Origin of the sequence: Paenibacillus sp. JJ-100 (assembly GCF_948329825.1) — a bacterium.
Classification (GTDB): domain Bacteria; phylum Bacillota; class Bacilli; order Paenibacillales; family Paenibacillaceae; genus Paenibacillus.
In genome coordinates, this window is the sequence record NZ_CAOJCM010000008.1 from 72,571 (window position 1) to 97,661 (window position 25,091).

Consider the following 25,091-nt stretch of genomic DNA (forward strand, 5'->3'; position numbering starts at 1 on the left):
TTATGGCATTCATGCCACCTCAAGGACCACAAGGAGTACAGCAGCCACCATCCTCTCCTCCTCCACAATTCACACCACCGCAACCCGCTGCTACAGCGTTCGCCATCGACCCCGGAGCTATTGTCGGTTGTTTATTCCGCAACACATATGTGTGGCTGAGAAATGGGAACGCGTTCTGGTTCTTCCCCACCTTTGTAGGGCGTACATCCGTTGCAGGTTTTAGATGGACCGGTCGAAGATGGATGTTTACTGGAGTCGATCTAAGAAGCATTGTGTCATTTACATGTTTTTAGAGAAGAAAATATCGATCCCTTTCCAACTTACCAAAAACAAAAAAGCACCACTTGGGTGCTTTTTCTTATACTACTAATGGAGGCGAGGGGAGTCAAACCCCTGTCCGAAGATAACGTCATATATGCTTCTAGGGGTTTAATAACGGTTTTGATGGCACCCGAAATTCAATATCCAACCAAAACAGGATTAGCCCAAGCGGGTATAGACTCTACACAATAGATTAAAGTCCCTTGTGTGATTTCCGCAACAATTAAAGGCTCGTATGTATTATCAATGATGATAACCTGGTCTGCGATGGCTAGAGCTGGCGTAAGATTCTTCAATGACTCACCATATCGATAACGAATATCCTCTTCGGCGATCCAATGCCCTCCCTGCTCGACACGAGAAGCTACACGATCTATATGCATCTGCACATCTTGAAGGCCGATGTAATACAGGACAATTTCGTAACCTCTCTGTTTAGCACTTTCCATATGTTTTAGAACAAATGATCCAGATAATGTCGTTTCTATGGCAAAGTCCTCACCATTTTTGATGAGCGATCGAATTCGTTTCACAGCTTCTCTTCCAGCAGATAGGTCAGCACTACGAGGGTTATCAGGCTTCAACTCTCTTGCAATCTGATCGGGATCTACCAGTTTCCCCAGCCAATCTCTCATTTGCATACTGAGTGTACTCTTCCCTGCTCCGTTGGTTCCAGCGAACACAGTCATAACGGGTTTAGTTTTATTCATGATATTCGTACTCCTGACGTTTCCCAGCAGCATCAAATGTGATTTCGAACTTGTTACCTTCCGCATCCTCGCGAATACGTTTGTTATTCTTTATATAGTAAATAGAAGCACCTAATTCTTTAGCCTGCTTCCGCGCATGTTGATTTGCCTTCTTTAGAATTTCTTGGAGCTGTTCTCGATTCTCTATCATCTTGAATCCCCCAATCTAAATATATACTTTATTATATCATAAACAGAAAAACCACCAACCAGAACGCTGGTTGATGGTTTCTTGACTCTACTGGAGGCGAACCGTGGTTGTGCTAAACCACAATTCTCCGACAGTTAATGTCTAGATAGCTCGAGGAGGTAGTCTACAGCCTCCTCACTTCAAAAGAAAATCCCTTCATGTTTAAACAGAACGCCCTAGCTTCCTAAAATAAAAGCGATATTTGCTGATTAACATACGAATGCGATTGATATACGGCCGCAATGAATGTATGTAGCTTTTCCAGAGAGGTATCTTAAGTCTAAACTCGTAAAAGTAACTCTTTTATATTTTTTTCACCTAGTTAAGTGTCCCTATATAAATGATTTAATTAACCATTTACTTCCATATAAACTTCATTCATCATATCTTCCATAATCACAGTTTTAAATTCATCATTTTCCAATATCTTCATAAAAAAGCCTTGATTACTGCTCATACGGTCAATAACAAAATTCATAAAGGATTTTTCAAAGGCAAATTTAAAATTTTCTTTTGTATTATTTTTTGCTCTTTGTCGAATGTCTTCATCATTTAAAATGTCTTCTTTTACTTGCTCGCGGGAAAGGAAATCCGTTTCTGTGAATTGTGTACCGAAGCGCTCATTTAACTTATCTAACACGCTCGATAAACGAACTATTTCATCCTCAGCTGCACCACTAGCACCATGTTTCTGAGGATCTAGGTCGTAGCCGCCTATTTTCTCAAGCACAATGCTACCTTCAAACATTTTCTGATTACGATAATATTCAAGTGCTACATCATCAGCCAAATAAACGTCTTTGTCTCCTTGTCCACGTGGTAATTTACGCAAAAAGTACGTTAAATAAATATATTCCTTGTGCAGACCTAGATCGATAAATGTTACAACTTGCAAAATAAAGCCATACGTACGTGTAAATTTCGTAGCCGCTTGTTTAAATGCGAATTGTTCTTCTACCGAAAGCTTTTTAAAACGCTCCACACCTTTATCGAGGACCGCATTTAACTCGGCTTGAGCCTTCGTAGACTTCTTCACACCGCCTATTACCTCAAGCTCATTCACCCTTTGCACTTCTTCTTCCGTAAACACTTGATATGGCTCAAGCTCGGCCTGCATATCATAAAGGATATTTGGATCAGTAATTTCTGATAGACTTGTCGATTCATAATAAGGCTGGAAAGACGCCTTCATTTCTTCTGGGTCATTTACAAAATCCAATACGAATGTATCGTCTTTACCAGGGCATGTACGATTTAAACGAGATAGTGTTTGCACCGCCTTAATACCGCTTAATGGCTTGTCTACATACATTGTGTGCAACAGTGGTTCATCAAACCCAGTTTGATATTTCTCCGCTACAAGTAGCACTTTGTATTCGTCAGAGTTAAACTTTTCAGGCAACTCTTTGTCAGAGAACTGATTCATTTCTGGCTCGGTATAATTAATCTCGCCATCTTTCACAGTACCTGAGAAAGCAACTACTGTTTTTAAATCATTGTAGTTCATTTCATTAATATACTTATCGAAAGCCAGTTTGTAACGTACTGCATGTAAACGGCTCGCTGTTACAACCATTGCCTTTGCACGACCGCCAATTTTGCGCTGTACAAAATTACGATAATGCTCGATAATAATTTCTGTTTTTTGTGCGATGCTATGCGGATGTAGTGACACGTATTGCGCTAGCTTTTTCGTTGCTTGTTTTTGTGATACCTCTGGGTCATCGTCTACTGTCTTTGCAATTTTCCAGAATGTTTTATAGGTCGTATAGTTTTCAAGCACATCTAAAATAAAACCTTCTTCAATTGCTTGTCGCATTGTGTACTGATGGAATGCTGCTGGCTTACCATCTACACCAACTGTACCGAATTTCTCTAATGTCTTCGGCTTTGGTGTCGCCGTAAATGCAAAGAAAGATACGTTATCTTGCTTACCACTTTTCATGATTGCTTCAACGATTTTTTCGTCCACATCATCTAAGTTTTCTTCCGCAATACGGTCTTCCTCATAAGCCGCTTCTAACGTTTTATCCGATAACACATTCGTTAATGCTGTTGAAGCTTTACCACCTTGGGATGAGTGTGCCTCATCAATAATGACCGCATACTTTTTACGCTCAAAGCCCGCTACTTTTTCTAAAATAAACGGGAACTTTTGAAGCGTCGTAATAATAATACGTGTCTCATTATTAATGGCACGTGCTAATTGCTCTGAATCTTTATCAATCGGCTCTACCATCCCTGCTTTATGCTCCAGCTGATACACCGCATCTTGTAATTGCTTATCTAACACTCGGCGATCGGTAATAACGATTACACTACTAAAAATGGATTCATTGTCCTCGTTATGTAACTTCGCTAAACGGTGTGCAAGCCACGAAATCGAGTTCGTCTTGCCCGATCCCGCAGAGTGCTGAATTAAATAATTATGACCGACAAGCTTTTGTGCAACATCTGCTTCTAACTTACGTACAACATCCAGCTGATGGAAACGAGGGAAAATGAGCATTTGACGCTCACCAATCGTTTCACCGTTTGAATCTTTAATGTCGTCCTTCTTAATGAAGATGAAGCGATATAAAATGTCGAGCAAGCTATCTGGGGCTAATATTTCTTCCCATAAATAATGCGTACGATAATTGTCACCGTAAGTTAACGGATTACCCTTCCCACCATTATTGCCTTTGTTAAATGGTAAGAAGTATGTTTTGTCTTTATCAAGCTTTGTCGTCATAAATACTTCATCTGGGTCAACAGCAAAGTAAACGGCAACACGCTCATTAAATTTAAACAGTTGCTCAATTGGATTACGGTCCGTCTTTAACTGCTTCATCGCATGTTCAACGGTTTGATTTGTTAATGGATTTTTTAGCTCCATCACAACAAGGGGCAAACCGTTTAAAAATAGCACCATATCTAAGCTATTGTTATGCTTATCACTGTAATACACTTGGCGAGCAACGTTAAAGCGGTTTTTCCCATACTGCTCATTTAATGTTTTATTCATATCCGTGGGAGGTTTATTATACGCAAGCTGTAATGTCACACCACGGTCTTTAATCCCTTTACGTAGACATTCGACCAAACCTTGACGATGTAGCTGGTCTTTAATACGTTTTAAAACTTCTTCTTTATATGAGGGACCATACGATTTTTCTAGCGTACGCATACGTTTTTCCTGCGTATCCTCTAAAAAACAAAATAGCTCTTCTACGTCGATAGCATGCTGCTTGAAAGCAGCACTCTCTTCTCCTTCTAACACACGCTTTTTATAGCCATTCGCAATTAGTGATATTTCAATATTCGTTTCAAAACCTTTTTCTGAAGTATCCACAGCCATCACAACTCACCTCACTTCATCGAGTTCCATTTCACTTACTTCGATTTTGCCGGTTACCGCTTCGTAGATAAGGGACTGGCGGTATTCTTTTAATTTTTCGATTTGTTCTTTCACTGTCGAAGTCAAATTAAAAATGGCTTTCTGTTTATTAAATACCCACTTATTTATTTCACGTTGTTCTTCTAATGTCGGAGGAATAGCAAATATAAGTTCTTTCACTTGTACAAAATTTAGCCCCTCTCTCGAACTACCGTTTTGTGCAAACCAAATTTGTTGATTTATAACGTCTGAAGACATTAACATATTGAAGTAAAATGGATAAACTTTCTTTTGATTTAATCGAATAATACACACATGTTGGTTAACATTTGCTCTCCCGAAGTCTTTAGGAACAATTGCTGTTCGTCCTATGGAAGCTCCTGTAATATTCAATAAAATGTCTAAAGGGTTAACTTGTGAAGATTTCATTTCAGCATTTGTCTCTTCTGAAATAAATGCTAAATCTTTCAAACGGATTCCATCAAAATGAACATTCAAACTTCGTAAAAAAGGTACTCCTTCATCTAAATATACCTCTGATCCACCTGATGGAGTCTTTCCACTTCCTACATGATTGGCAAAATGTTTAACTTTTTTTACTTCCCAATGTTCAGGAATCTCACCAATCCACTCAACACCTGAATCTTTCATTTTCACATTCGGATTTAAACCTTTTGTAACAGCTTCTGTGATGATTGATTGGCGTTGTTGTTCTAAAAGATTAATCATCTTTTCTTTTTTATCAATTAATTGATTAGTTTCTTCAAATTTCTTATCAATGAAATTAACTATTTTATTTTGCAGTTCTACTGGTGGTACAGCTATTCTGATATTTCGAATAATACCTTGACTAATATTGGGCTGTCCTCCACCTTGAGAAAGATTAATAATTTCTGCACGATGTCCCATTAACCAATAAAAAATAAATTTAGTAATAATTTCTCTAGGTTTTGATAACACACAGCATGCTTGATTAGTAGTTGTTTCATATTTAGTTATGCCTAGTTTACCAATGGTTGCCCCATACATAGCCATAACTAAAGAATCTTTAGGAAAAACAGTTAAGGCTGAAAATTCATCTAATGCTTGCTGAGACACGTGTTTAGATGTTTTTTTTATATAACTATCTTTTAAATCACCTGTATTTAACCAAGCCATATCTGGAGAGTTATAATACATTTCATTTGATGCTGGAGGTGTAGTGCCACTACCTATTACATCGAATAACCATGTTATTTTTTTCTTTGGCCATAGCTTATTACTCATCCCATCACCTGCTTCAACTGCACAGCAATCTCCGCTTCTAACGCACGAATCTCGTCCATAATTTCTGATGAACTGCGTAATGCTGTGTATTTGTAGAATTGGCGAGTAAATGGAATTTCGTAGCCGATTTTTGTTTTTGATTCATCAATCCATGCATCTGGTACGTGTGGTAATACTTCACGAGCAAAGTAGTCATGAATACTTTCTTTCAATGGCACATTTTCTGTATCTCGTAAATCTGTATCAGGCTCGATGTCTGTTTTATTTTTCATACACATGTCAGCTGTTTCATCTTTTTCAGATAGCCCCGCTATAATTGCCTTTAAAACTGTTGCTCCGATAGTAATACCAGCTTGCTTCAACGCATCTTTCACTACTTTCGTGAACTCGTCACGATTTTTATATACTTTATCACTTGCTAACGTGCGTAAAATATATAAAATTTGTGTTTGCAGCTTTTTGCCTTCTTCGATTTCAAAATGACCTGCATCACCTTTTTTATTCGATGTTGCTAAGTTCGCAAAGCCTTTTCCTTCTACGACATGTGCAAGACGCTCTTCATTGACTTGGAAGTTTAAACGTAATGGACGCTCTACTGTAATTTTTGCGTAGCCGAAGTCTTCATAATCGAAGATCTTCACGCACTCGTTTGGCTGTGCATCGCCGTATATTCGAACAATCTCGTTAATTTGCTCTTCTGTAATTTCGTTTCGCTTGCTCCCCATCGATTTTTTCATTTTTTTTGAGAAATCTGCGGCATTCACTAAACGAACTTTCCCTTTATGAAGAGGTGCTTTATTGTTCGTTAAAATCCAAATATACGTTGCAATACCTGTGTTGTAGAAAAGGTCGTTCGGCAGTGCCACGACGCCTTCTATTAAGTCGTTTTCAAGCACATACTTACGAATTTCGCTTTCACCAGATCCCGCATCACCTGTAAATAATGGTGAACCGTTCATAATAATGGCTAAACGAGAGCCTTGTGGATTTTCTGCTGTTACTGGCTTCATTTTTGATAATAAGTGCATTAGGAATAATAGTTGCCCGTCACTTGTACGAGGCGTACCAGGACCGAAACGCCCGTCAAAACCTTGTTTCTCATGTTCTTCTTTAATTGGCTTCTCATATGATTTCCAGTCCACCCCGTACGGTGGATTTGAAATTAAGTAATCAAATTTATCACGTGGGAATTGGTCGTTTGATAACGTGTTCCCTAAACGAATGTTACGTGCATCTTCACCTTTAATGAGTAAGTCTGCCTTACAAATTGCATATGATTCAGGATTAATTTCTTGGCCAAAAAACTCTAAATGCGCTGTTGGATTTTGGCTTAGTAAATATTCTTGTGCAACTGAACCCATACCACCTGTACCAGCTGCACAATCATATAACGTTTGTGTTAAACCTGGCTTCGTTAAAATACTTGCATCGTCATGTAAGAATAATAAATGCGTCATAAGACGAATTACTTCACGTGGCGTATAGTGATCTCCTGCTTCTGCATTCTCATTGAAACGACGAATTAGTTCCTCGAATACATAACCCATCTCAATGTTTGAAACTGTTTCTGGATGTAAGTCGATTTCACTAAAGCGTCTAATCGTTAAGTATAATAAGTTGTTTTGCTCAAGTTTATCGATTTGGCGGTCAAAGTCGAAGTGATCCATAATATCACGAGCCACTTTTGAGAAGCCATTTATATAGTCACGTAAGTTATCAGCAATGTTGTCAGAATCTGTTAATAGCTTGTTAAAATCATACTTACTTGTGTTGTGGAAGTTTTGCTTTGAAACACGATTTAAAATCGGCTCACGAGCATCTTCATTCATTGCAGCAAACTGCTCTGCCTTTGTTAATACTTCCTCTTTTGTGCTCTCTAATACGCAGTCAAAACGACGTAATACTGCTAATGGTAGAACGATTTTACCATAGTCCTCTGGTTTATACGGTCCTCGCAAGATCTCTGCGATTGACCAAATGAAACTTACTTTATCTTGAAAGTTGATCATGAGTAATCTCCTTAATTGGTTAGAGAGTTTTTCGAATAATAATATATAATTGATGTACACTGAGCAATTTATATATAAAGAAAACTCAATAAAAAACAAACCTTTTGATAATTCTTTACACTTCGTTACTAAATACAATTATAGCTGCTTTAGTGACAAAAATTAAGAGAATCCAAGACACCTGCGTGCAGGAAGTAGAAAAGATGACGTAAGTGCATATTAAAAAATCCACACCTGTTTTTAGGTGTGGATTTACAGAATGGAGGCGAGGGGAGTCGAACCCCTGTCCGAAGATAACGACACATAAGCTTCTACGGGTGTAGTCACAGTTTTGATGTCACCCGAGTATCGCCCCGTAACCGGCTATACGTTGGGTCAGCCTGATTGTCTTCTTCAGCACACCCCAGGCGGAGATGTGACAGCGTATCCCACTACTTGTTAGCCCCTAATCCTGTCACATGGGCGATGCAGGTTAGAAGCACGCACACAGTTTCTTAGGCTGCGAAAGCGTAGTTTGTTTGTTGTTTGCCGTTTAATAGGCTTTAGCGTTGATGAAGCGGACGCGTCCCCACTACCCGCTACCCATGCTCGAACTATCCCCGTCGAATCCATAAACGCCCCCTCATATAAGAAGGGCTCCAGGATTAATCCGTGAATACGGAGCAAAGGTGCTGCACATCTAATCCCTCCAAGGTGAAAAGATGTCTCTTACATACTCGGCATTCCTGTCTGCTACATGTATAATCATATCACAGCCAAGATCGCCAATATAGTGCAGATTGCTGGAAGGTATTCCAGCTTACTGAGAATAGATGAAAGGTTATCCAACCTTAACGATAGGATATAGCCTTACACATCAAGCTCAATCGTCTACATATTATACCGCGTGACTCATCGGAAGTAAAGTTTACCCAACGGTGGACAACTCATCTAAAAGCATTCTAAACATCTAGAAGATCAAACTTAACATCCTTGTAGAAGATCAGACTTAACATCCTTGCCATCCTTAGGTGTCTCGAACCGGTCTTGAGTTGCGCACAGCGCTAAACTCCAACGCAAATCGAAAACCGTTGGTTTTATTAATTTACCCACCATTCAACAAACCTACGCAGTATTTTCCATGAAAAATCCCCACACTCACCCAATCTAGCACAAGTCGCGGGGATTCCTGCAATCAGTATTAGCGACTCGTACTGCCTAGCAGACAAACTAACATCACATATCTTGGCGGCTCGTACAAAACGTAGCTCTCTCTTAACGCGCAACCTTCTGCTTCTCGCGCAATGCACGTTGAATATCACGTTGAGCATCCCGCTTCGCGGCGGATTCACGTTTGTCGAACTGCTTCTTACCTTTACCAAGGCCCAGCAGCAACTTCGCGTATCCGTTACGAACATAAATTTTCAATGGTACAATACTGTATCCGTCCTGCTTCGATAATCCCAGCAGCTTATGAATCTGCGCCTTATGCAGCAACAGCTTACGTGTACGCGTCGGATCTAGCGGATTATGACGATTCCCTTGTTCAAAAGGGCTAATATGCATGTTATGAATGTGAATCTCACCATTTCGGATTGTAGCAAATGCATCTCCGATGTTCGCACGTCCGTTACGAATAGACTTAATCTCCGTACCGGTCAGCACCATGCCCGCTTCATATGTATCTTCAATGAAGTAGTCATGGGAAGCCTTTTTATTCTGTGCAAGCACTTTATTCTGCCCATCATTCTTGCCCATGTCCTCACTCCTTCTTCGTAAAATCAACCGTACTATGCTGTAATAACATAGCATCCATGTCGCACCAAAACACCTGTGCCAGACCTTAATTGTAGCAAGGACGGCTGTTAAAATCAAGAAAGAGGCGGTCTCTGCCGCCCCTTCTCATTACACCTGATTCGTTCCCTTTGAAACCATATCTATACCAGCTTCCAAGGTAACGGATATTGCTACATTTCCAAGTACTTTCTGAGTACTTTTCAAATGCTTTTTAATAACTTTTCGTTTACTTCTTTTTCTTCCGGACAAAAGCCGCCGTTCCATTGCCAGAGCCACCTTTGTTTTTCTTACGTTTGCGACGTGGGGCTCCGCTTTCCTGCACTCCGCCTGGTGTAGCATTTTCCCCGATAAAAATACCGCTCGGCGACGTATTCTTACGCTTACCTCCGCCTTTGCCACCTTTACCACTGCTGCCTTTACCGGACTTGAAGCTTCCTTCTCCTCGGCTGCCGCTAAGGCCACTTCCTTGGCCACCCGCGGAACTACTATCTGGTGCGGAGCTATATCCGCCCTTACCTGAGCCAAAACTAAAGCTTACCGCACCTTTACCGCGGCTGTTTGAATTGCCAGCGCCCGCATCACTTGCACGATGCTCGCCTTTCGGTCTGCCACTGCCCTTACCCGCATATCCGCTGGAAGTGGAAGATCCTGCACCTGCACTTGCTGCTCCACCGCGTCCCCCACGATCTCTGCCGCTCTCTTCTGCCGATCGGCCACCACGCTCACGCTTGCCGCCACCAGCACTAGCACCGCCTTTGCCGCCACGGCCACCACCAAAACCACCTTTGGCTCCGCCTCGTCCGCCGCCGCTTCCAGGACGACCGCCTTTACCACCGCGTCCACCACGGTCGAATCCACCATCACGTTCTCTGCGAGGTTTCATATCGACCATCTCAAAATCAATCGTATACTCTTCCATACTCACACGTGCTACGCGAATCTTCACTTCGTCACCGATGCGGAACACCTTCGAGGTGCGCTCACCAATCAACGCCATGTGCTGATCATCAAAATGGTAGTAGTCATCGGTCAAAGCGCTGAGACGAATCAGCCCTTCCACCGTGTTCTCCAGCTCAATAAACATACCAAAGCTGGTCACGCTGCTGATAATACCTTCGAACTCTTCGCCCACCTTGTCGAGCATGTACTCGGCTTTTTTCATTTTCTCCGTATCACGCTCTGCTTCCACCGCCACACGCTCACGTTCTGAAGACTGCTGTGCGATATCGGCCATCCGGCTTGCCAGATACTCCTGACGATTCTCCGGTAATGCTCCTTTGTTCTCAATCACTTCCCGAATAACCCGGTGAATAACCAGATCGGGATAACGACGGATCGGTGATGTAAAGTGACTGTAGAACTCTGCCGCCAAACCAAAGTGGCCGGACATTTCGGAATCATACTTCGCCTGTTTCATGGAACGCAGCATCATCGTGCTGATGACCGTTTGTTCCTTGGTACCGTTAATATCCTCCAAGAGTGATTGAAGCGCTCGTGGATGAACGGAATTGCCGCGTCCTTTGACGTGGTGTCCGAAATTCGCCGCGAAGGCGAGAAAATTTTGCAGTTTTTCCTGATCCGGATCTTCGTGCACACGATAGATGAACGGTACTTTGAGCCAGTGGAAATGCTCAGCAACGGTCTCATTCGCAGCCAACATGAACTCCTCAATAATTTGCTCCGCAATCGAGCGCTCACGTTTGACGATATCGATCGGTTTGCAGTTCTCATCCACAATGATTTTGGATTCTTCAAAATCAAAGTCAACAGCTCCGCGGCGCATCCGCATTGCACGCAGCTTCAAAGCAATCTCCTTCATCAAGTGGAAGTCATCCACGAGATCTTTGTAACGCTCAAGCAGCTCCGGCTCTTCGCCTTCAAGGATTTTACGTACGTTAGAATACGTCATACGCTCTTTCGTTCTAATGACACTTGTGAAAATATCGTGCTTCACGACTTTCATCTGGTCATTAAACTCCATCTCACAGGACAATGTCAGACGATCCACCTGCGGATTCAAGCTACATATACCGTTGGACAAACGCTGCGGTAACATCGGAATAACCCGATCCACCAGATACACACTGCATCCACGGTTGTATGCTTCCTGATCCAGCTTCGAGTTCTCACGCACGTAATACCCTACATCGGCGATATGAACACCTAGACGGTAGTTACCGTTTGGCAGTTTTTCCACGTTCACCGCATCATCCAGGTCTTTCGCATCCTCACCATCAATCGTAACGATGTTAAGACCACGCAAATCACGGCGTCCCTGATCGATAATCTCTTCTTCCGTAATGGAGTCCGGCGCCTGATCGGCTTCTTCCATCACTTCATCCGGGAAAGCTTCAGGCAACTGATGCTTGCGAATCACCGATAAAATATCAATGCCCGGTTCATCTTTGTGACCCAGAATCTCAATAATCTCTCCCTCAGCCGCTGCACGGCCTTCCGGATAGCTGACAATCTTGGCAACGACTTTCTGTCCATCCACTGCACCAGCAAAATTCGTACGCGGGATGAAAATATCACGATTAATCCGTTTATCATCCGGAATTACAAATCCGTACACTTCGTGGCTCTGAAAAACACCCACCACTTGTGTGATCGCACGCGTCACAATTCGTACAATCTCCCCCTCCAGACGTCCGCCAGACGGGCCTTGGGAGGTGACTTTAACGAGTACGATGTCGCCATTCATTGCGCTTTTCATATCATTCGCATGGATGTAAACGTCCGGGTGATCTCGATCTTCAGGAATTAAAAAGGCAAATCCCTTCGCATGCGCCTGCAGGCGCCCGCGTACCAGATTCATTCGTTCCGGCATACCATAGCGATTGTTACTTGTTAGCAAAATCTGACCGGATTCCTCCAGTGTATTGAGCATAATCAAAAAGGCTCTGAAATCAGCAGCATCTTCAATCTGGAAGTGCTGTTCCAGTTCCTGATAAGTCATCGGTTTATAAGCGGTCTCCCGCATGAATTCAAGCAATTGTTGTTCGGTTATCATTAGTTTTCACCTCGGGAAACGTAAGAGTTTAATTAGGTCTCTTCTCTTTATGTATCGGAATTCGTGCGCAAATCATACAGGTTCTGTCCTGCATAATCAGTTGTTGAGGTCTATCCCGGCAGCCTTACTATCTCATACCCTAGTATACACGAATTCAATCCAGCCCATCCGTACCCTCCCAAAAAACCGTCAGAGCCTGTTTTTCATCCCTAATGACGCACGTTACACTTTGCTCTTTTTAAAAACATTTTATGCAACGGAACGAATGCTGATATCTGGATCAGCTCGACATATGAATAAATCAGAGGCGGAACCACAGATCAAATCAATTGAAGGATTGCAACAGGATATAGAGTGCTTGCAAGGATTTTACTACGTTCTACCTCATTGCATCGAGGTGCATAGTCGCACAGGAAAGGGGTCGGACAGAAGAAAATAAGAAAAAGAGGATTAGCACATTGGAAACAAAGAATTGAAGAAGCAATATCTACAGTCAGTAACACAACATTGGAATTCTTTGGATGCATCTATACTTATTAAAAAACCTTCGTTTCTGCACGAAACGAAGGTTTGTCCGTTAAGCCATTAGCTTCAGCTATTTGGTCGTTGAAATCCAGAGTTACTTGGAGACCACCGTAACAATAATAGCCAAAATCATAAATCCTGCACCCAGTACAACCGTTGCACGTTGCAGAAAAAGATCCAATCCACGCGCTTTCGTTTTACCGAAAAGATGTTCCGCACCACCGGAGATGGCACCCGCCAAACCAGCGCTTTTCCCGTGCTGCAGCAATACTACAGTGATTAGACCGATCGAGAAGACAACAAGCAGCAATTTCAAAGCAATATCCATTCTATCCACCTCCTACCCATGTGGGCATAGCATCTCACCATAAAAACAGTTACTTTAATTGTAGCATAGCCATGGAATGGATACAAGTATTATACTACACGCTATTTTCCTTAATCAACCAAAGGAAACTGAGATTATTCACGATACCACAGATGCCTGATGTCCATATAAATTTACTTTAAGCTATTAAAAAAAAGACAAGCCGGTTACCCAGCTTGCCTGCAAAGCTGTGTACACAGCTTATTTTTTAAGGTTGTAGAATCCTTTAAGACCAACGTACTGAGCACGTGTATCCAGTTGATCCTCGATGCGGAGCAATTGGTTGTACTTCGCGATACGGTCTGTACGGGAAGGTGCACCTGTTTTGATTTGTCCAGCGTTTGTAGCAACCGCGATATCAGCGATTGTGCTATCTTCGGACTCACCGGAACGGTGGGAGATAACAGCTGTGTATCCTGCACGTTTAGCCATTTCGATTGCATCGAATGTTTCAGTGAGTGTACCGATTTGGTTCACTTTGATCAGGATGGAGTTACCGATACCTTTTTCGATACCTTGGGACAGACGCTCTGTGTTCGTTACGAACAAGTCATCACCAACGAGTTGTACTTTGTCGCCCAATTTTTCAGTGAGCAATTTCCAACCTTCCCAGTCGTCTTCGGACATACCGTCTTCGATTGTGATGATTGGGTACTTCTCAACCCATGAAGCCAACAGGTCAACATACTCAGCGGAAGTGTAAGATTTACCTTCGCCAGCCAGTGTATATTTACCATCTTTGTAGAACTCAGTGGAAGCAACGTCCATACCCAGGAATACGTCAACGCCTGGTTTGTAACCTGCTTTTTCAATTGCTTCGATGATTGTAGTGATTGCTTCTTCATTGGAACTCAGGTTTGGTGCGAAACCACCTTCGTCACCTACAGCCGTGTTCAAGCCTTTGGAGCTCAGTACGGATTTCAGGTTGTGGAAGATCTCTGCGCCAACGCGAAGAGCTTCTTTGAATGTTGGTGCGCCCACTGGCAGAACCATGAACTCTTGTACGTCGATGTTGTTGTCAGCGTGCTCACCACCGTTGATGATGTTCATCATTGGAACTGGCAGAGTTTTCGCGTTGAATCCGCCCAGGTAAACGTACAGTGGAATTTCCAAAGCGTCAGCAGCTGCGCGAGCTACAGCCATGGATACAGCCAGAATTGCGTTCGCACCCAATTTACCTTTGTTTGGCGTACCATCCAAAGCGATCATCATTTTATCGATGCCCAGTTGATCCGTAGCGTCCATACCGATCACTTCTGGAGCAATGATTTCATTTACGTTTTTAACAGCTTGCAGTATACCTTTACCGAGGTAACGGGATTTGTCACCATCGCGAAGCTCAACAGCTTCGTGGGCACCAGTAGATGCGCCAGATGGAACGATTGCGCGTCCAAGTGCGCCGGACTCCAAATATACTTCAACTTCAACTGTAGGGTTACCACGGGAATCGAGGACCTCGCGTGCATACACGTCAGTAATAATAGTCATGAGTAATAGTCTCCTTTAATTTTAAGTTTATTTAAGATCGGGACACCTTGTGTTTCCCCTTATCCACTACGTCAGCAGAATCGTCTTTCGATCGCTGTTATCCCCTGATTCCTTTGAACTTATTCTCATAAGTTGGAATCATGTGATAAAGGCGAACGCTACCGCTTCTCCAGACCATTTCTGCTACCTTCGTTCAGGGGTAAACGCCAAACTTCCCAATTTCATATATAGTGGCTGTGCAGCTTATTTACGGGAAGCAATAACGGATGTACCTGTCATTTCTTCCGGTTTAGGTAGCTGCATCAGGTCAAGAATCGTTGGCGCGATATCGGCCAAAATTCCACCTTCACGCAGTGTAACATTCGGATCTGTAACGATAAATGGAACAGGGTTTGTTGTATGAGCTGTGAACGGACGTCCTTGCTCATCAAACACCATATCCGCATTACCGTGATCCGCTGTGATCAGCACCACGCCGCCTTTGGCAAGTACCGCGTCTACAACGCGACCCATGCACTCATCCGTCACTTCAACCGCTTTGATCGTTGGCTCCAGCATACCGGAGTGTCCAACCATGTCAGGGTTAGCAAAGTTCAGGATAATCGCATCGTGTTTATCCGCTTCAATCTCGCGGACTGCTGCATCTGCAACTTCATAAGCGCTCATCTCTGGTTGCAGGTCATAGGTTGCAACCTTAGGTGAGTTGATCAGCACGCGAGTCTCGCCTGGAAGCTCTACATCACGGCCGCCGCTGAAGAAGAAAGTTACGTGCGGGTATTTCTCAGTTTCTGCAATACGCAGTTGTTTTTTATTGTTCTGAACCAGCACTTCACCCAGCGTATTGTCGAGATTCTTCGGCTCATAAGCCACGTAACCTTCAACAGTCTCGCTGAATAGTGTCAGGCAGACAAAGTGCAAGCCCACAGGGAACTTCGGTCCACGATCGAAACCGCGGAAATCGGAGTTCGTGAATACTTGCGACAACTGAATTGCGCGGTCAGGACGGAAGTTAAGGAAGACAACGGAATCGCCGCTCTCTACCAGACCTACCGGCTCACCATTCGCTTGAACGATCACCGTTGGTTCAACGAACTCGTCAAACACGGATTTCTCATACGATTCTTGAACCGCTTGGAGTGGGTCAGTGTACTTCGGTCCATCACCATAAACGATAGCGCGGTAGGATTTCTCCACTCGCTCCCAGCGTTTATCACGGTCCATAGCGTAATAGCGGCCTTGAACCGTTGCGATTTTACCTACACCGACTTCATCGATCTTAGCAATCAACTTCTGCATGAAGTCTTTACCGCTATCTGGCATTACATCACGGCCATCAAGGAAAGCATGAACATACACTTCGCTCATGTTTTCTTTTTTGGCTAGATCCAGCATAGCGAACAGGTGCTCGATGTGACTATGTACGCCACCATCGGACAACAAGCCATACAGATGCAGTTTTTTACCGTTCTCTTTCGCTTCGCGCACGGCTTTGACAAGTGTCTCATTGTCGTAGAACTCACCGTCACGAATAGACTTGGAGATACGGGTCAAATCCTGATAAACGATCCGGCCGGCACCAATATTCAGGTGACCTACCTCGGAATTTCCCATTTGGCCTTCCGGCAAACCTACAGCCTCACCGCATGCGGTCAAGGTTGTATGTGGGAACTGGCTCATAAAGCGGTCATAGTTCGGTTTCTTGGCTTGCGCAACTGCGTTGCCTTCCACCGTATTACGCAGACCGAAGCCATCCATGATGATCAGAGCTACAGGTTTTGGAGCTGTCATCTTACTTCGCCCCCTCAACAAGCGCGATAAACGAAGCTGGCTGCAAGCTGGCACCGCCAACAAGTGCGCCGTCGATGTCGCTTTGTCCGAGGTATTCTGTTACGTTTTCTGGTTTCACGCTACCGCCGTATTGAATACGAACTGCATTCGCAACCTGCTCGTTGTACAGATCCTTCACCAATGTACGGATGTAAGCAATAACTTCATTCGCATCTTGGGATGTAGAGGATTTGCCTGTACCAATCGCCCAGATTGGCTCATAAGCGATAACCACTTGTGCTGCTTGCTCAGCAGTCAAACCTGCCAAAGCTGCTTCCGTTTGCACTTTGCATACGTCTTTTGTTTGGTTCGCTTCACGCTCTTCCAGCGTTTCACCAAGACAGAAGATTGGAGTCAATCCATGACGGAATGCTGCATGCAACTTTTTATTCACGGTCTCATCTGTTTCCGCAAAATATTGACGGCGCTCGGAGTGACCGATAATTACATAATCTACACCCAGTTCCTTCAACATGATTCCGCTGATTTCACCAGTGAATGCACCATTGTCTTCGAAGTGAAGATTTTGTGCACCGATTTTGATGCTAGTGCCTTTCACAGCTTCTACCAGGGATGGCAAGTTTGTGAAAGGTGCGCAGATTACCGTTTCTACGCCGTCGACTTCCGCTTTTCCTTTAACTTCTTGAATGAAGTCATTGGATTCGGAAACCGTTTTGAACATTTTCCAGTTACCCGCAATAATTGGTGTTCTCATTGGTTTCAACTCCTTCATGCTATAGCTTAAAGCTTACTTGTCGTTCAATGCAACTACGCCTGGAAGCACTTTGCCTTCCATGAACTCGAGTGATGCACCGCCACCTGTGGAGATGTGGTCCATTTTGTCAGCCAATTTGAATTTCTCAGCTGCAGCCGCAGAATCGCCTCCGCCAATTACGGTATATGCAGATGTTGTAGCGCAAGCTTCAGCTACTGCACGCGTACCGTGGGAGAATGGCTCGATTTCGAATACGCCCATAGGTCCGTTCCATACAACCAGCTTGGAGTTTTTAACAACGTCAGCATAGATCTCACGTGTTTTTGGACCGATGTCGATACCTTCCCATTCAGCAGGAATGTCGCCAACTTCAACGATTTTTGTGTTTGCATTCGCACTAAAGTCGTCAGAGATTACGATATCCACTGGCAGGTAGAAGTTTTTGCCCAGTTTTTTTGCTTTTTCGATAAAGCCAAGTGCTACGTCCAATTTGGACTCATCCAGCAGGGATTTACCTACTTCGTGACCTTGAGCTTTCATGAACGTGTAGGACAGACCTCCACCGATGATTACGTTGTCTGCAATGTTCAGCAGGTTGTCGATCACATCGATTTTGTCTTTTACTTTGGAACCACCGATGATTGCTGTGAAAGGACGCTCAGGATTGGAGATTGCTTTACCCAATACATCAAGCTCTTTCTCCATCAACAGACCGGATACTGCTGGAAGCAAGTGTGCGATTCCTTCTGTTGAAGCATGCGCTCTGTGCGCCGCACCAAAAGCGTCGTTAACGAAAACGTCAGCCAGCTCAGCAAATTGTTTTGCGAGTTCTGGATCGTTTTTCTCTTCGCCAGCGTGGAAACGAACGTTCTCAAGCAACAATACGTCACCGTTGTTCAGTTCAGCGATTTGAGCTTTAACCGTTTCGCCAACAGAATCATCAGCTTTAACCACTTTTTTACCAAGCAGTTCAGACAAACGCTCAGCAGCAGGCGTCAGACGCATGGATTCTACGACTTCACCTTTAGGACGACCCATGTGGCTCGCCAAGATCACTTTAGCTCCTTTTTCGATCAGGAAGTTGATCGTTGGCAGTGTTGCACGAATACGCTTGTCATCTGTAATTTTACCATCTTCGAGCGGCACATTAAAATCTACACGGACAAATACCCGTTTTCCATTCAATTCGATATCACGTACACTTTTTTTATTCATCTGTATTTCCTCCGCACCCATGTATTTGGTGAACCTTTCAAGGGTTGAGTCCCTTGTCTGTTCTGGTGTTCATGAGAAATTTGCAAAAGTTCCATATATAAAGAGCGGAAACAATAACAATCTGTTTCCGCTCTATGATATTACAGATATTACTTGATCATTTTTGCAAAGTGCTCCAGTGTACGAACCAATTGAGCTGTGTAGGACATTTCGTTGTCATACCAAGCTACAGTTTTAACCAATTGTTGGTCGCCCACTGTCAGAACTTTAGTTTGAGTTGCATCGAACAGGGAACCGTAAGTGATACCCACGATGTCGGAAGATACGATTTCGTCTTCTGTGTATCCGAAAGATTGTGAATCAGAAGCTTCTTTCATTGCTGCGTTAACTTCTTCAGCTGTTACTTTTTTACCCAGAACAGTAACCAGCTCAGTCAGGGAACCTGTTGGTGTTGGTACGCGTTGAGCTGCACCATCCAATTTACCTTGCAGTTCAGGGATAACCAGACCGATTGCTTTAGCAGCACCAGTTGTGTTAGGAATGATGTTTTCAGCTGCTGCACGAGCACGACGGAAGTCACCTTTAGGGTGTGGAGCATCCAACGTGTTTTGGTCGCCAGTGTAAGCGTGAATTGTAGTCATCAAACCTTGAACAATTCCGAATTTGTCTTGCAACGTTTTTGCCATAGGAGCCAAGCAGTTTGTTGTGCAAGATGCGCCGGAGATTACAGTTTCAGTACCATCAAGGATGTCATGGTTTACGTTGTAAACGATAGTTTTCATATCGCCAGTTGCTGGTGCGGAGATAACTACTTTCTTAGCTCCACCTTTCAAGTGTTTCTCAGCAGCTTCTTTAGTTGTGAAGAAACCAGTACATTCCAGAACGATATCTACACCGAGATCTCCCCAAGGAAGTTCTTCAGGGTTACGGTTAGCCATAACTTTAACTTCTTTGCCGTTCACTTTGAAGAAGCCGTCGTGTACTTCAACATCGCCATCGAAGCGGCCTTGAGTTGTATCATATTTGAGCAAATGAGCCAGCATTTTAGCGTCAGTCAAGTCGTTGATTGCTACAACTTCAATGCCCTCTACATTTTGAATACGGCGGAATGCCAAACGACCAATACGTCCAAAACCGTTAATACCTACTTTAATCATGAGTAAGTTCCTCCCAAGTTTTGATTTATTTTTTTGTTGAAACTATATATTCAAGACAGACGGTGAAGTCCGTCAAGACAACAAGAGTTATGTGAAAAACAAACTGTTTCAGCTCTGAAAATAGGAATCATCCCATCTCCGCAACGATGACTTCGGCCGCAGCCTCATCGATAATCAGAATATCTTCCTGCCCGAAACGAAGTACGGAATGAATGGCAGCCGCCTTGCTTTTGCCGCCCGCAATACCTATAACAACGTCCGTTCGTTCAATATCCTGTAGTCGCATCCCCAGTGTAAGCATGGTATGTACCACCTCACCCTGACCATTAAAGTAATACCCGAAGGACTCCGATACCGCCCCCTGCTCCTGAAGTTCGTCGATGATCTCCGGTGCAAGCTTACGTCTCTTCGCCATCTCCACAGCATCACCAATACCATGTATGACGATGCGTGATTGCCTGATGAGTTGTAGAATCTCCTGAACACCCGGGTCCTGGATTAGCGACTCATAGGCATGGTCACTGAGCAAATCCGGTACATGCAAGAGTTTGTATTGGGCTCCTGCCCGCTTTGCCATAGTGGATGCAATTGTATTGGCCTGAATCTCCAGGCTTTCTCCTAAGCCACCTCGTGCTGGTACAAACCAGACGCCCTTCAGCGCCGTCGGTGCTGTGAGTTGTTCTGCGACTTCGGCCGTTGTTGATCCACCTGTAACGGCGACAACGTCGTTGTCATGAATGATACTGCCAAGAGCTTTCGCTCCGGCCCTTCCAAGTTCCCTCTTAGCAAAAGGAGATATATCTGAATCGCCGGGAACTACAACTACCTTTTGCAGACCGTAGACTTCCTTGATTCGTTCCTCCAGCTCCGATAATCCAAACAGCTCTTTCGCGACAGGTTCTAACTGCTGCAGCAGATTGTAACCCGCTTCGCTGATCTTCATGCCAGCACTGTCGATTTCAATAAGTCCCTGAGCCTTTAACAGATCCGTCTCAGCTCTCAGAACCCGCTCGGTCATCTCTAAGGAATTCGCTAACGTTCTCCGCCCAATCACATCCGATAACATGATTTGGTGCAGAATCGTATACCGTTTTTTCAACACATCCATGAGATCGGGCAGAAGCTGCTTTTGCACTTCTAAAATCGTTCGCATGCTTTCCACTCCCGCAAGCTTCTCGCTCCAAGCTTTTACATGGCCCTAAAATGTCCCGGGTAAACTTTTTAAGTCCCACGTTTATTCTACCTAAAATTAATGCGATATGCAAGTGTTTCAAATGCTTATTTCGCCCATTCTAGAGGACATTTGTACGCGCCTTTTTTCACAACCTGAGCACTTAGATCATGAACAGTAACTTATATACCTTATATAGAAGGAACACGATCATTCGTATCTATATCTTGCTGTATGAACCCTTTTACAAGGCTTGTCCAAAACAGTTAATAGCATGCACCTAAATGCAAGCATTATTCTTCTTTAGCATGATCATTTCCCGATTAATTCAAACCGTCTACGGAATAACTCCAATCATCCTTTGCAGCCAACTCACCTCAAACTATTCAACTAAGAAAATATCCGTTTTTTCATCCAAAGCAACTTCTTGCAATTCACTAATCCATAGGATATAATCATTAATGCTGTCACATTATTTTGCGCCCGTGGTCCAATGGATATGACGTAGGCCTCCGAAGCCTGAGATCCAAGTTCGATTCTTGGCGGGCGCGCCATCTATTTTTCAACAGCTCATTAAGCATTTAACCAACGAAACCGGAAAGGTTTCTTTTTTTTCAAAGTTAGTTTGACTTTCTTTGACTTTTTGTTTGAGATTGTTTATGATGTGGTTAATACGGTAACAGTAAAAATAAACACCAATTTAATATTCACATTTCCGAGGAGGTTTTTCACGTGAGTTATATTCCAATGGTCGTTGAACAGAGCAACCGGGGTGAGCGTGCCTATGATATTTATTCCAGATTGCTGAAGGATCGTATCATTTTTCTTGGCAGCGACGTGAATGACGTTGTGGCGAATGCCATTATGGCACAGATGTTGTTCCTGGCAGCCGAAGATCCGGAGAAAGACATTCACTTATACATCAACAGTCCGGGCGGATCGATTACCGCAGGTATGGCCATCTACGATACCATGCAATTCATCAAACCGGATGTATCTACGATCTGTGTAGGTATGGCAGCTTCGATGGGTGCATTCCTGTTGAATGCCGGTGCAAAAGGTAAACGTTTTGCGTTGCCGAACAGTGAGATCATGATTCACCAGCCACTGGGTGGTGCACAAGGTCAAGCATCTGATATCGAGATTCGCGCACGCCGTATTCTGAAAATGCGTGATACGCTCAATCGCATCATCTCCGAACGCACAGGTCAACCACTGGAGCGCATCGAAAAAGATACAGATCGTGATTACTTCATGAGTGCTGCTGAAGCAGCTGATTACGGTATCATCGATAAAGTGATTCAAAAGGTAGGTTCCCAAGGTATCTAACTCTAACCTGGGAAGCTAGCAAGAATAGCGCAGGGCGAGTGTCACCTCCTATAGGTGAGCCCGTCCTGCGCTATATTTGTGTAAACAGGCAATATCACCACCCGATAGTGGGGTGTATTGCCTGAACCAGCAAGAAGCCCCGTCATGATACGTTGACGCGGGCTTCTTGTTTACTTTTTCACGAGGAAGAGGTATCAGTGCTGTTTGTGTCCCTTTTGTCCCCTGTGACCTTTGCTCTTAGTGCTCTCCTGCTATTGATCGTTCATTATTCTTCGGCCCAACAAACTTACTTGTCTGAAAGTAGATTGCTGAATGGTGCGCTACCTTTAGGTAAAATATCCTTGTACGCGAATTTGAATTCAGGGAAGCCTTCAGCATACGATGTGTACTCATACAACTGGAAGAACACCACTACACCTGAAGGGGTCACATAGTAATCCTGATCTTTGTTCAGACCTTTGTAACCGTTCAAATATCCTGAGTTCGATTTCAGTCGCTCTCTTACCTTTTTGCCGATCGTCTCCCGCATGGATTTACTGTTTTGCAGCACATCATCGAGTGTTAACTCTTTGCCTGTGTTGAGGTCAAACGTGTGGCCTGTACGATACGTCATGCCGTGCGCCCCCGCATAGTTCTCGTAACGTTGAGTAATGAGTCCAAGAACACCTTGTTCATTGTAAGTCACTACATAGGAGGTCTCGAATCCATAAGGAACGCTTGCTGTAGCGCCACCGAATTCAGCCGTTTGTTTTTTGAAGGCTGCGAAAGCGGTATCCACTTCTTCTTTGAGCACTTTGTTAATTGCTGCTTCCGCTTCTTTATTGGCGAGTCCGCTCACTTGCGGGTATTGAATATTCACTTCAGCATGTTTAACAGTAACGTTGTTTTTAGTTGATTTCACCTGTAACTTATTTTGCTTCACCTTACTCAGGGTCAATGTTTTCGTCTTGGCCTCCCAATCGCCCTGTACACCCAAATAATCTCTCATCGCAGAGAATGGAATGTATAGACGGCCTTGAATCAGTTTGGCCTCCACCTGAGGATAATAACCGTTAATATAAACGCTCGTCTGGCCATCTATCACAGTAACCGTCATAGCATTGTTAGCGGCTTTTACCGTATATGACTTCGTTTTTGCATCATATTGCAGTGTACCGCCTGCGACATCTTTTACCGCTGTGAGGGATACCCAAGTTGATCCACCATGGAGTAACCCTTTTTGAGTTAATGTTTTGCCACCAGATTTTAACGTCACCTCGATTGGTGCCATTACCTTAGAAGATACCGCTGCAGCTTGAGCAGACTGATCTACCCATGCTGTGCTGCCCCCTATAATCACTCCTGTTGCTAACAATGCACTTGTCCACTTTTTCCATGATTTCATGTATATAACTCCTCTCCAAATTGCCATTAGGTCATTACATCAGTAGGCAGTAGGCAGAATGGATGTTAAAGACCTTTTGCTCTCTTATTATAATTAACCTATAACCGGAAAGGTTTACAGCCCCAGTTACAATGTTGATGAAACTCGCGTCATAGAATGATAAGAAGATGAACGCTTTGTCACGAACAATGATACAAAAACGACATGTTTTGACTCCTTTATTCTACAAGTATTAAATACTACGTATCCCTGTGCTTCCTCAAAGACGGTGTATAAAACAAAAAAAGTACTATCGAACGGACAGCACTTTTGTCATTTATCATTCTTTTTTCTTTTTAATTCTTTTTGTTTAATTTTAAAATGTAATGTAGTGTAGTGTGTTACTTATTTCATCTCATACGTGATATTGAGAACAGTGCTCACTTTGACCTGTCCTGCTTCAATCTGTGTGCTTGCTTTGGAATCACTCATAACTTGAGCTTTAGCTGTCTGCTCTGACGCGTAAAATACAGGTACATTCGCATCTGGTTGGCTTACCGAAAGGACAGTGCCCAACTCACGTTTCACCGCTTTGGCAATCGCTCCTGCTTTTACATCGGCATTAGCTACTGCTTTGGCAATCACTTCGGATTCATATTTCTCCGGATTCTCTACCGTAAAGCGTACATTTTCAATCGTGTTGGCACCCTCCTGTGATGCCGCGTCCAGCAAATCACCAATCTTGTCCATATCTCGGTAGGTAACCGTCAATGTATGATGTGCTGTGTATCCTTTGACTTTTTGTCCATCTTTCTCGCTGTAAGTATAGTTCGGCTGAACATAGAATTGACTAGTTTGAATATCATCTGCACTGATCTTCCACGTGTTCTTCAGCAGATTTGTGACTTTTTGAATTTTGGCCGCATTTGCCTTTTGAGCTGAAGCTGCAGTCTCTGCTTTACTGTTCACACCAATGGAGAGATAAGCGATATCCGGCTTAACCTGAATCTCACCCTTACCTACAACGTTAATCACATTCTGCTGTACCCCTTGAACTTCCGCAGCGTACGCATAGTTCCCTGGTGCAACCCAGGCCGATCCTCCAGCTAGCAAAGAGCTTGCCACCAGTACTGCACCGAAAGGCTTTAACCATTGTTTACCCATTACGTCCAACCTCCTCATATGTTAGGTTCTCAAACTTGAAGCGATTTGATACTTTAACAGACGGGAC

General features: G+C 43.6%; 18 protein-coding genes, 1 tRNA gene and 1 other RNA gene. 3 read left to right on the plus strand and 17 right to left on the minus strand.

The window, feature by feature from the left end:
* Positions 1-2 precede the first annotated feature (2 nt).
* Positions 3-293, plus strand: a complete 291-nt coding sequence (locus PQG66_RS22185; RefSeq protein WP_272040014.1) for a transporter — start codon at positions 3-5, stop codon at positions 291-293.
* 165 nt (positions 294-458) lie between these two features.
* Here PQG66_RS22185 and PQG66_RS22190 read toward each other — a convergent pair whose 3' ends face one another.
* From PQG66_RS22190 to PQG66_RS22260, 15 genes are all read right to left on the minus strand, one after another.
* Positions 459-1,031, minus strand: coding sequence for a zeta toxin family protein (locus PQG66_RS22190; protein WP_272040015.1), 573 nt, complete (start codon positions 1,029-1,031; stop codon positions 459-461).
* On the minus strand, positions 1,024-1,221 hold the full coding sequence (locus PQG66_RS22195) for a hypothetical protein (protein ID WP_272040016.1): 198 nt from the start codon (positions 1,219-1,221) through the stop codon (positions 1,024-1,026). The genes PQG66_RS22190 and PQG66_RS22195 overlap by 8 nt, the downstream gene beginning before the upstream one ends.
* Before the next feature lie 388 nt (positions 1,222-1,609).
* Positions 1,610-4,600: a type I restriction endonuclease subunit R gene (locus PQG66_RS22200; protein WP_272040017.1), complete on the minus strand. Its 2,991-nt coding sequence runs from the start codon at positions 4,598-4,600 to the stop codon at positions 1,610-1,612.
* 6 nt (positions 4,601-4,606) lie between these two features.
* The gene (locus PQG66_RS22205; protein ID WP_272040018.1) at positions 4,607-5,905 is read right to left on the minus strand and encodes a restriction endonuclease subunit S; all 1,299 of its coding nucleotides are present in this window, start codon (positions 5,903-5,905) and stop codon (positions 4,607-4,609) included.
* Positions 5,902-7,914: a type I restriction-modification system subunit M gene (locus PQG66_RS22210; protein ID WP_272040019.1), complete on the minus strand. Its 2,013-nt coding sequence runs from the start codon at positions 7,912-7,914 to the stop codon at positions 5,902-5,904. The genes PQG66_RS22205 and PQG66_RS22210 overlap by 4 nt, the downstream gene beginning before the upstream one ends.
* A gap of 257 nt (positions 7,915-8,171) precedes the next feature.
* Positions 8,172-8,536: a transfer-messenger RNA gene (gene ssrA, locus PQG66_RS22215) on the minus strand.
* 632 nt (positions 8,537-9,168) lie between these two features.
* Positions 9,169-9,651 (minus strand): SsrA-binding protein SmpB, encoded by a 483-nt coding sequence (gene smpB, locus PQG66_RS22220; protein ID WP_111270227.1) that lies wholly within the window; start codon positions 9,649-9,651, stop codon positions 9,169-9,171.
* Positions 9,652-9,916: 265 nt separating this feature from the next.
* The gene (gene rnr / locus PQG66_RS22225) at positions 9,917-12,703 is read right to left on the minus strand and encodes a ribonuclease R (RefSeq protein WP_272040020.1); all 2,787 of its coding nucleotides are present in this window, start codon (positions 12,701-12,703) and stop codon (positions 9,917-9,919) included.
* Between the two features lie 619 nt (positions 12,704-13,322).
* Positions 13,323-13,556 carry a preprotein translocase subunit SecG gene (gene secG / locus PQG66_RS22230; RefSeq protein ID WP_111270229.1) on the minus strand — a complete coding sequence of 78 codons (234 nt, stop codon included), beginning with the start codon at positions 13,554-13,556 and terminating at the stop codon, positions 13,323-13,325.
* A gap of 240 nt (positions 13,557-13,796) precedes the next feature.
* On the minus strand, positions 13,797-15,083 hold the full coding sequence (eno, locus tag PQG66_RS22235; protein WP_272040021.1) for a phosphopyruvate hydratase: 1,287 nt from the start codon (positions 15,081-15,083) through the stop codon (positions 13,797-13,799).
* 243 nt (positions 15,084-15,326) lie between these two features.
* Positions 15,327-16,871, minus strand: a complete 1,545-nt coding sequence (gene gpmI / locus PQG66_RS22240; RefSeq protein WP_272040022.1) for a 2,3-bisphosphoglycerate-independent phosphoglycerate mutase — start codon at positions 16,869-16,871, stop codon at positions 15,327-15,329.
* A gap of 1 nt (position 16,872) precedes the next feature.
* On the minus strand, positions 16,873-17,625 hold the full coding sequence (gene tpiA, locus PQG66_RS22245) for a triose-phosphate isomerase (protein ID WP_272040023.1): 753 nt from the start codon (positions 17,623-17,625) through the stop codon (positions 16,873-16,875).
* 33 nt (positions 17,626-17,658) lie between these two features.
* The gene (locus tag PQG66_RS22250; protein ID WP_272040024.1) at positions 17,659-18,840 is read right to left on the minus strand and encodes a phosphoglycerate kinase; all 1,182 of its coding nucleotides are present in this window, start codon (positions 18,838-18,840) and stop codon (positions 17,659-17,661) included.
* A 149-nt stretch (positions 18,841-18,989) separates the two neighbouring features.
* The gene (gap, locus tag PQG66_RS22255; RefSeq protein WP_272040025.1) at positions 18,990-19,997 is read right to left on the minus strand and encodes a type I glyceraldehyde-3-phosphate dehydrogenase; all 1,008 of its coding nucleotides are present in this window, start codon (positions 19,995-19,997) and stop codon (positions 18,990-18,992) included.
* 127 nt (positions 19,998-20,124) lie between these two features.
* Complete coding sequence (locus PQG66_RS22260) at positions 20,125-21,150, minus strand: sugar-binding transcriptional regulator (protein WP_272040026.1); 1,026 nt, start codon at positions 21,148-21,150, stop codon at positions 20,125-20,127.
* A 497-nt stretch (positions 21,151-21,647) separates the two neighbouring features.
* Here PQG66_RS22260 and PQG66_RS22265 point away from each other — a divergent pair.
* Positions 21,648-21,722: transfer RNA gene (locus tag PQG66_RS22265), tRNA-Arg, on the plus strand.
* Between the two features lie 178 nt (positions 21,723-21,900).
* Positions 21,901-22,497 (plus strand): ATP-dependent Clp endopeptidase proteolytic subunit ClpP, encoded by a 597-nt coding sequence (clpP, locus tag PQG66_RS22270; RefSeq protein ID WP_272040027.1) that lies wholly within the window; start codon positions 21,901-21,903, stop codon positions 22,495-22,497.
* A 286-nt stretch (positions 22,498-22,783) separates the two neighbouring features.
* Here the strand turns inward: clpP and PQG66_RS22275 are convergent, their stop codons facing one another.
* Both PQG66_RS22275 and PQG66_RS22280 read right to left on the minus strand, forming a co-directional pair.
* Positions 22,784-23,881 carry a stalk domain-containing protein gene (locus PQG66_RS22275; protein WP_272040028.1) on the minus strand — a complete coding sequence of 366 codons (1,098 nt, stop codon included), beginning with the start codon at positions 23,879-23,881 and terminating at the stop codon, positions 22,784-22,786.
* Positions 23,882-24,265: 384 nt separating this feature from the next.
* Positions 24,266-25,024 (minus strand): SIMPL domain-containing protein, encoded by a 759-nt coding sequence (locus PQG66_RS22280; RefSeq protein WP_272040029.1) that lies wholly within the window; start codon positions 25,022-25,024, stop codon positions 24,266-24,268.
* Positions 25,025-25,091: the final 67 nt, after the last annotated feature.

What these genes read in the sequence shown, in the direction of transcription:
- PQG66_RS22210 (WP_272040019.1), bottom strand. Translation starts at nt 7,914, where the DNA reads ATGATCAACTTTCAAGATAAAGTAAGTTTCATTTGGTCAATCGCAGAG.
- PQG66_RS22200 (WP_272040017.1), bottom strand. Translation starts at nt 4,600, where the DNA reads ATGGCTGTGGATACTTCAGAAAAAGGTTTTGAAACGAATATTGAAATA.
- PQG66_RS22250 (WP_272040024.1), bottom strand. Translation starts at nt 18,840, where the DNA reads ATGAATAAAAAAAGTGTACGTGATATCGAATTGAATGGAAAACGGGTA.
- smpB (WP_111270227.1), bottom strand. Translation starts at nt 9,651, where the DNA reads ATGGGCAAGAATGATGGGCAGAATAAAGTGCTTGCACAGAATAAAAAG.
- PQG66_RS22190 (WP_272040015.1), bottom strand. Translation starts at nt 1,031, where the DNA reads ATGAATAAAACTAAACCCGTTATGACTGTGTTCGCTGGAACCAACGGA.
- PQG66_RS22195 (WP_272040016.1), bottom strand. Translation starts at nt 1,221, where the DNA reads ATGATAGAGAATCGAGAACAGCTCCAAGAAATTCTAAAGAAGGCAAAT.
- PQG66_RS22275 (WP_272040028.1), bottom strand. Translation starts at nt 23,881, where the DNA reads ATGAAATCATGGAAAAAGTGGACAAGTGCATTGTTAGCAACAGGAGTG.
- tpiA (WP_272040023.1), bottom strand. Translation starts at nt 17,625, where the DNA reads ATGAGAACACCAATTATTGCGGGTAACTGGAAAATGTTCAAAACGGTT.
- rnr (WP_272040020.1), bottom strand. Translation starts at nt 12,703, where the DNA reads ATGATAACCGAACAACAATTGCTTGAATTCATGCGGGAGACCGCTTAT.
- gap (WP_272040025.1), bottom strand. Translation starts at nt 19,997, where the DNA reads ATGATTAAAGTAGGTATTAACGGTTTTGGACGTATTGGTCGTTTGGCA.
- PQG66_RS22280 (WP_272040029.1), bottom strand. Translation starts at nt 25,024, where the DNA reads ATGGGTAAACAATGGTTAAAGCCTTTCGGTGCAGTACTGGTGGCAAGC.
- secG (WP_111270229.1), bottom strand. Translation starts at nt 13,556, where the DNA reads ATGGATATTGCTTTGAAATTGCTGCTTGTTGTCTTCTCGATCGGTCTA.
- PQG66_RS22260 (WP_272040026.1), bottom strand. Translation starts at nt 21,150, where the DNA reads ATGCGAACGATTTTAGAAGTGCAAAAGCAGCTTCTGCCCGATCTCATG.
- gpmI (WP_272040022.1), bottom strand. Translation starts at nt 16,871, where the DNA reads ATGACAGCTCCAAAACCTGTAGCTCTGATCATCATGGATGGCTTCGGT.
- PQG66_RS22185 (WP_272040014.1), top strand. Translation starts at nt 3, where the DNA reads ATGGCATTCATGCCACCTCAAGGACCACAAGGAGTACAGCAGCCACCA.
- PQG66_RS22205 (WP_272040018.1), bottom strand. Translation starts at nt 5,905, where the DNA reads ATGAGTAATAAGCTATGGCCAAAGAAAAAAATAACATGGTTATTCGAT.
- eno (WP_272040021.1), bottom strand. Translation starts at nt 15,083, where the DNA reads ATGACTATTATTACTGACGTGTATGCACGCGAGGTCCTCGATTCCCGT.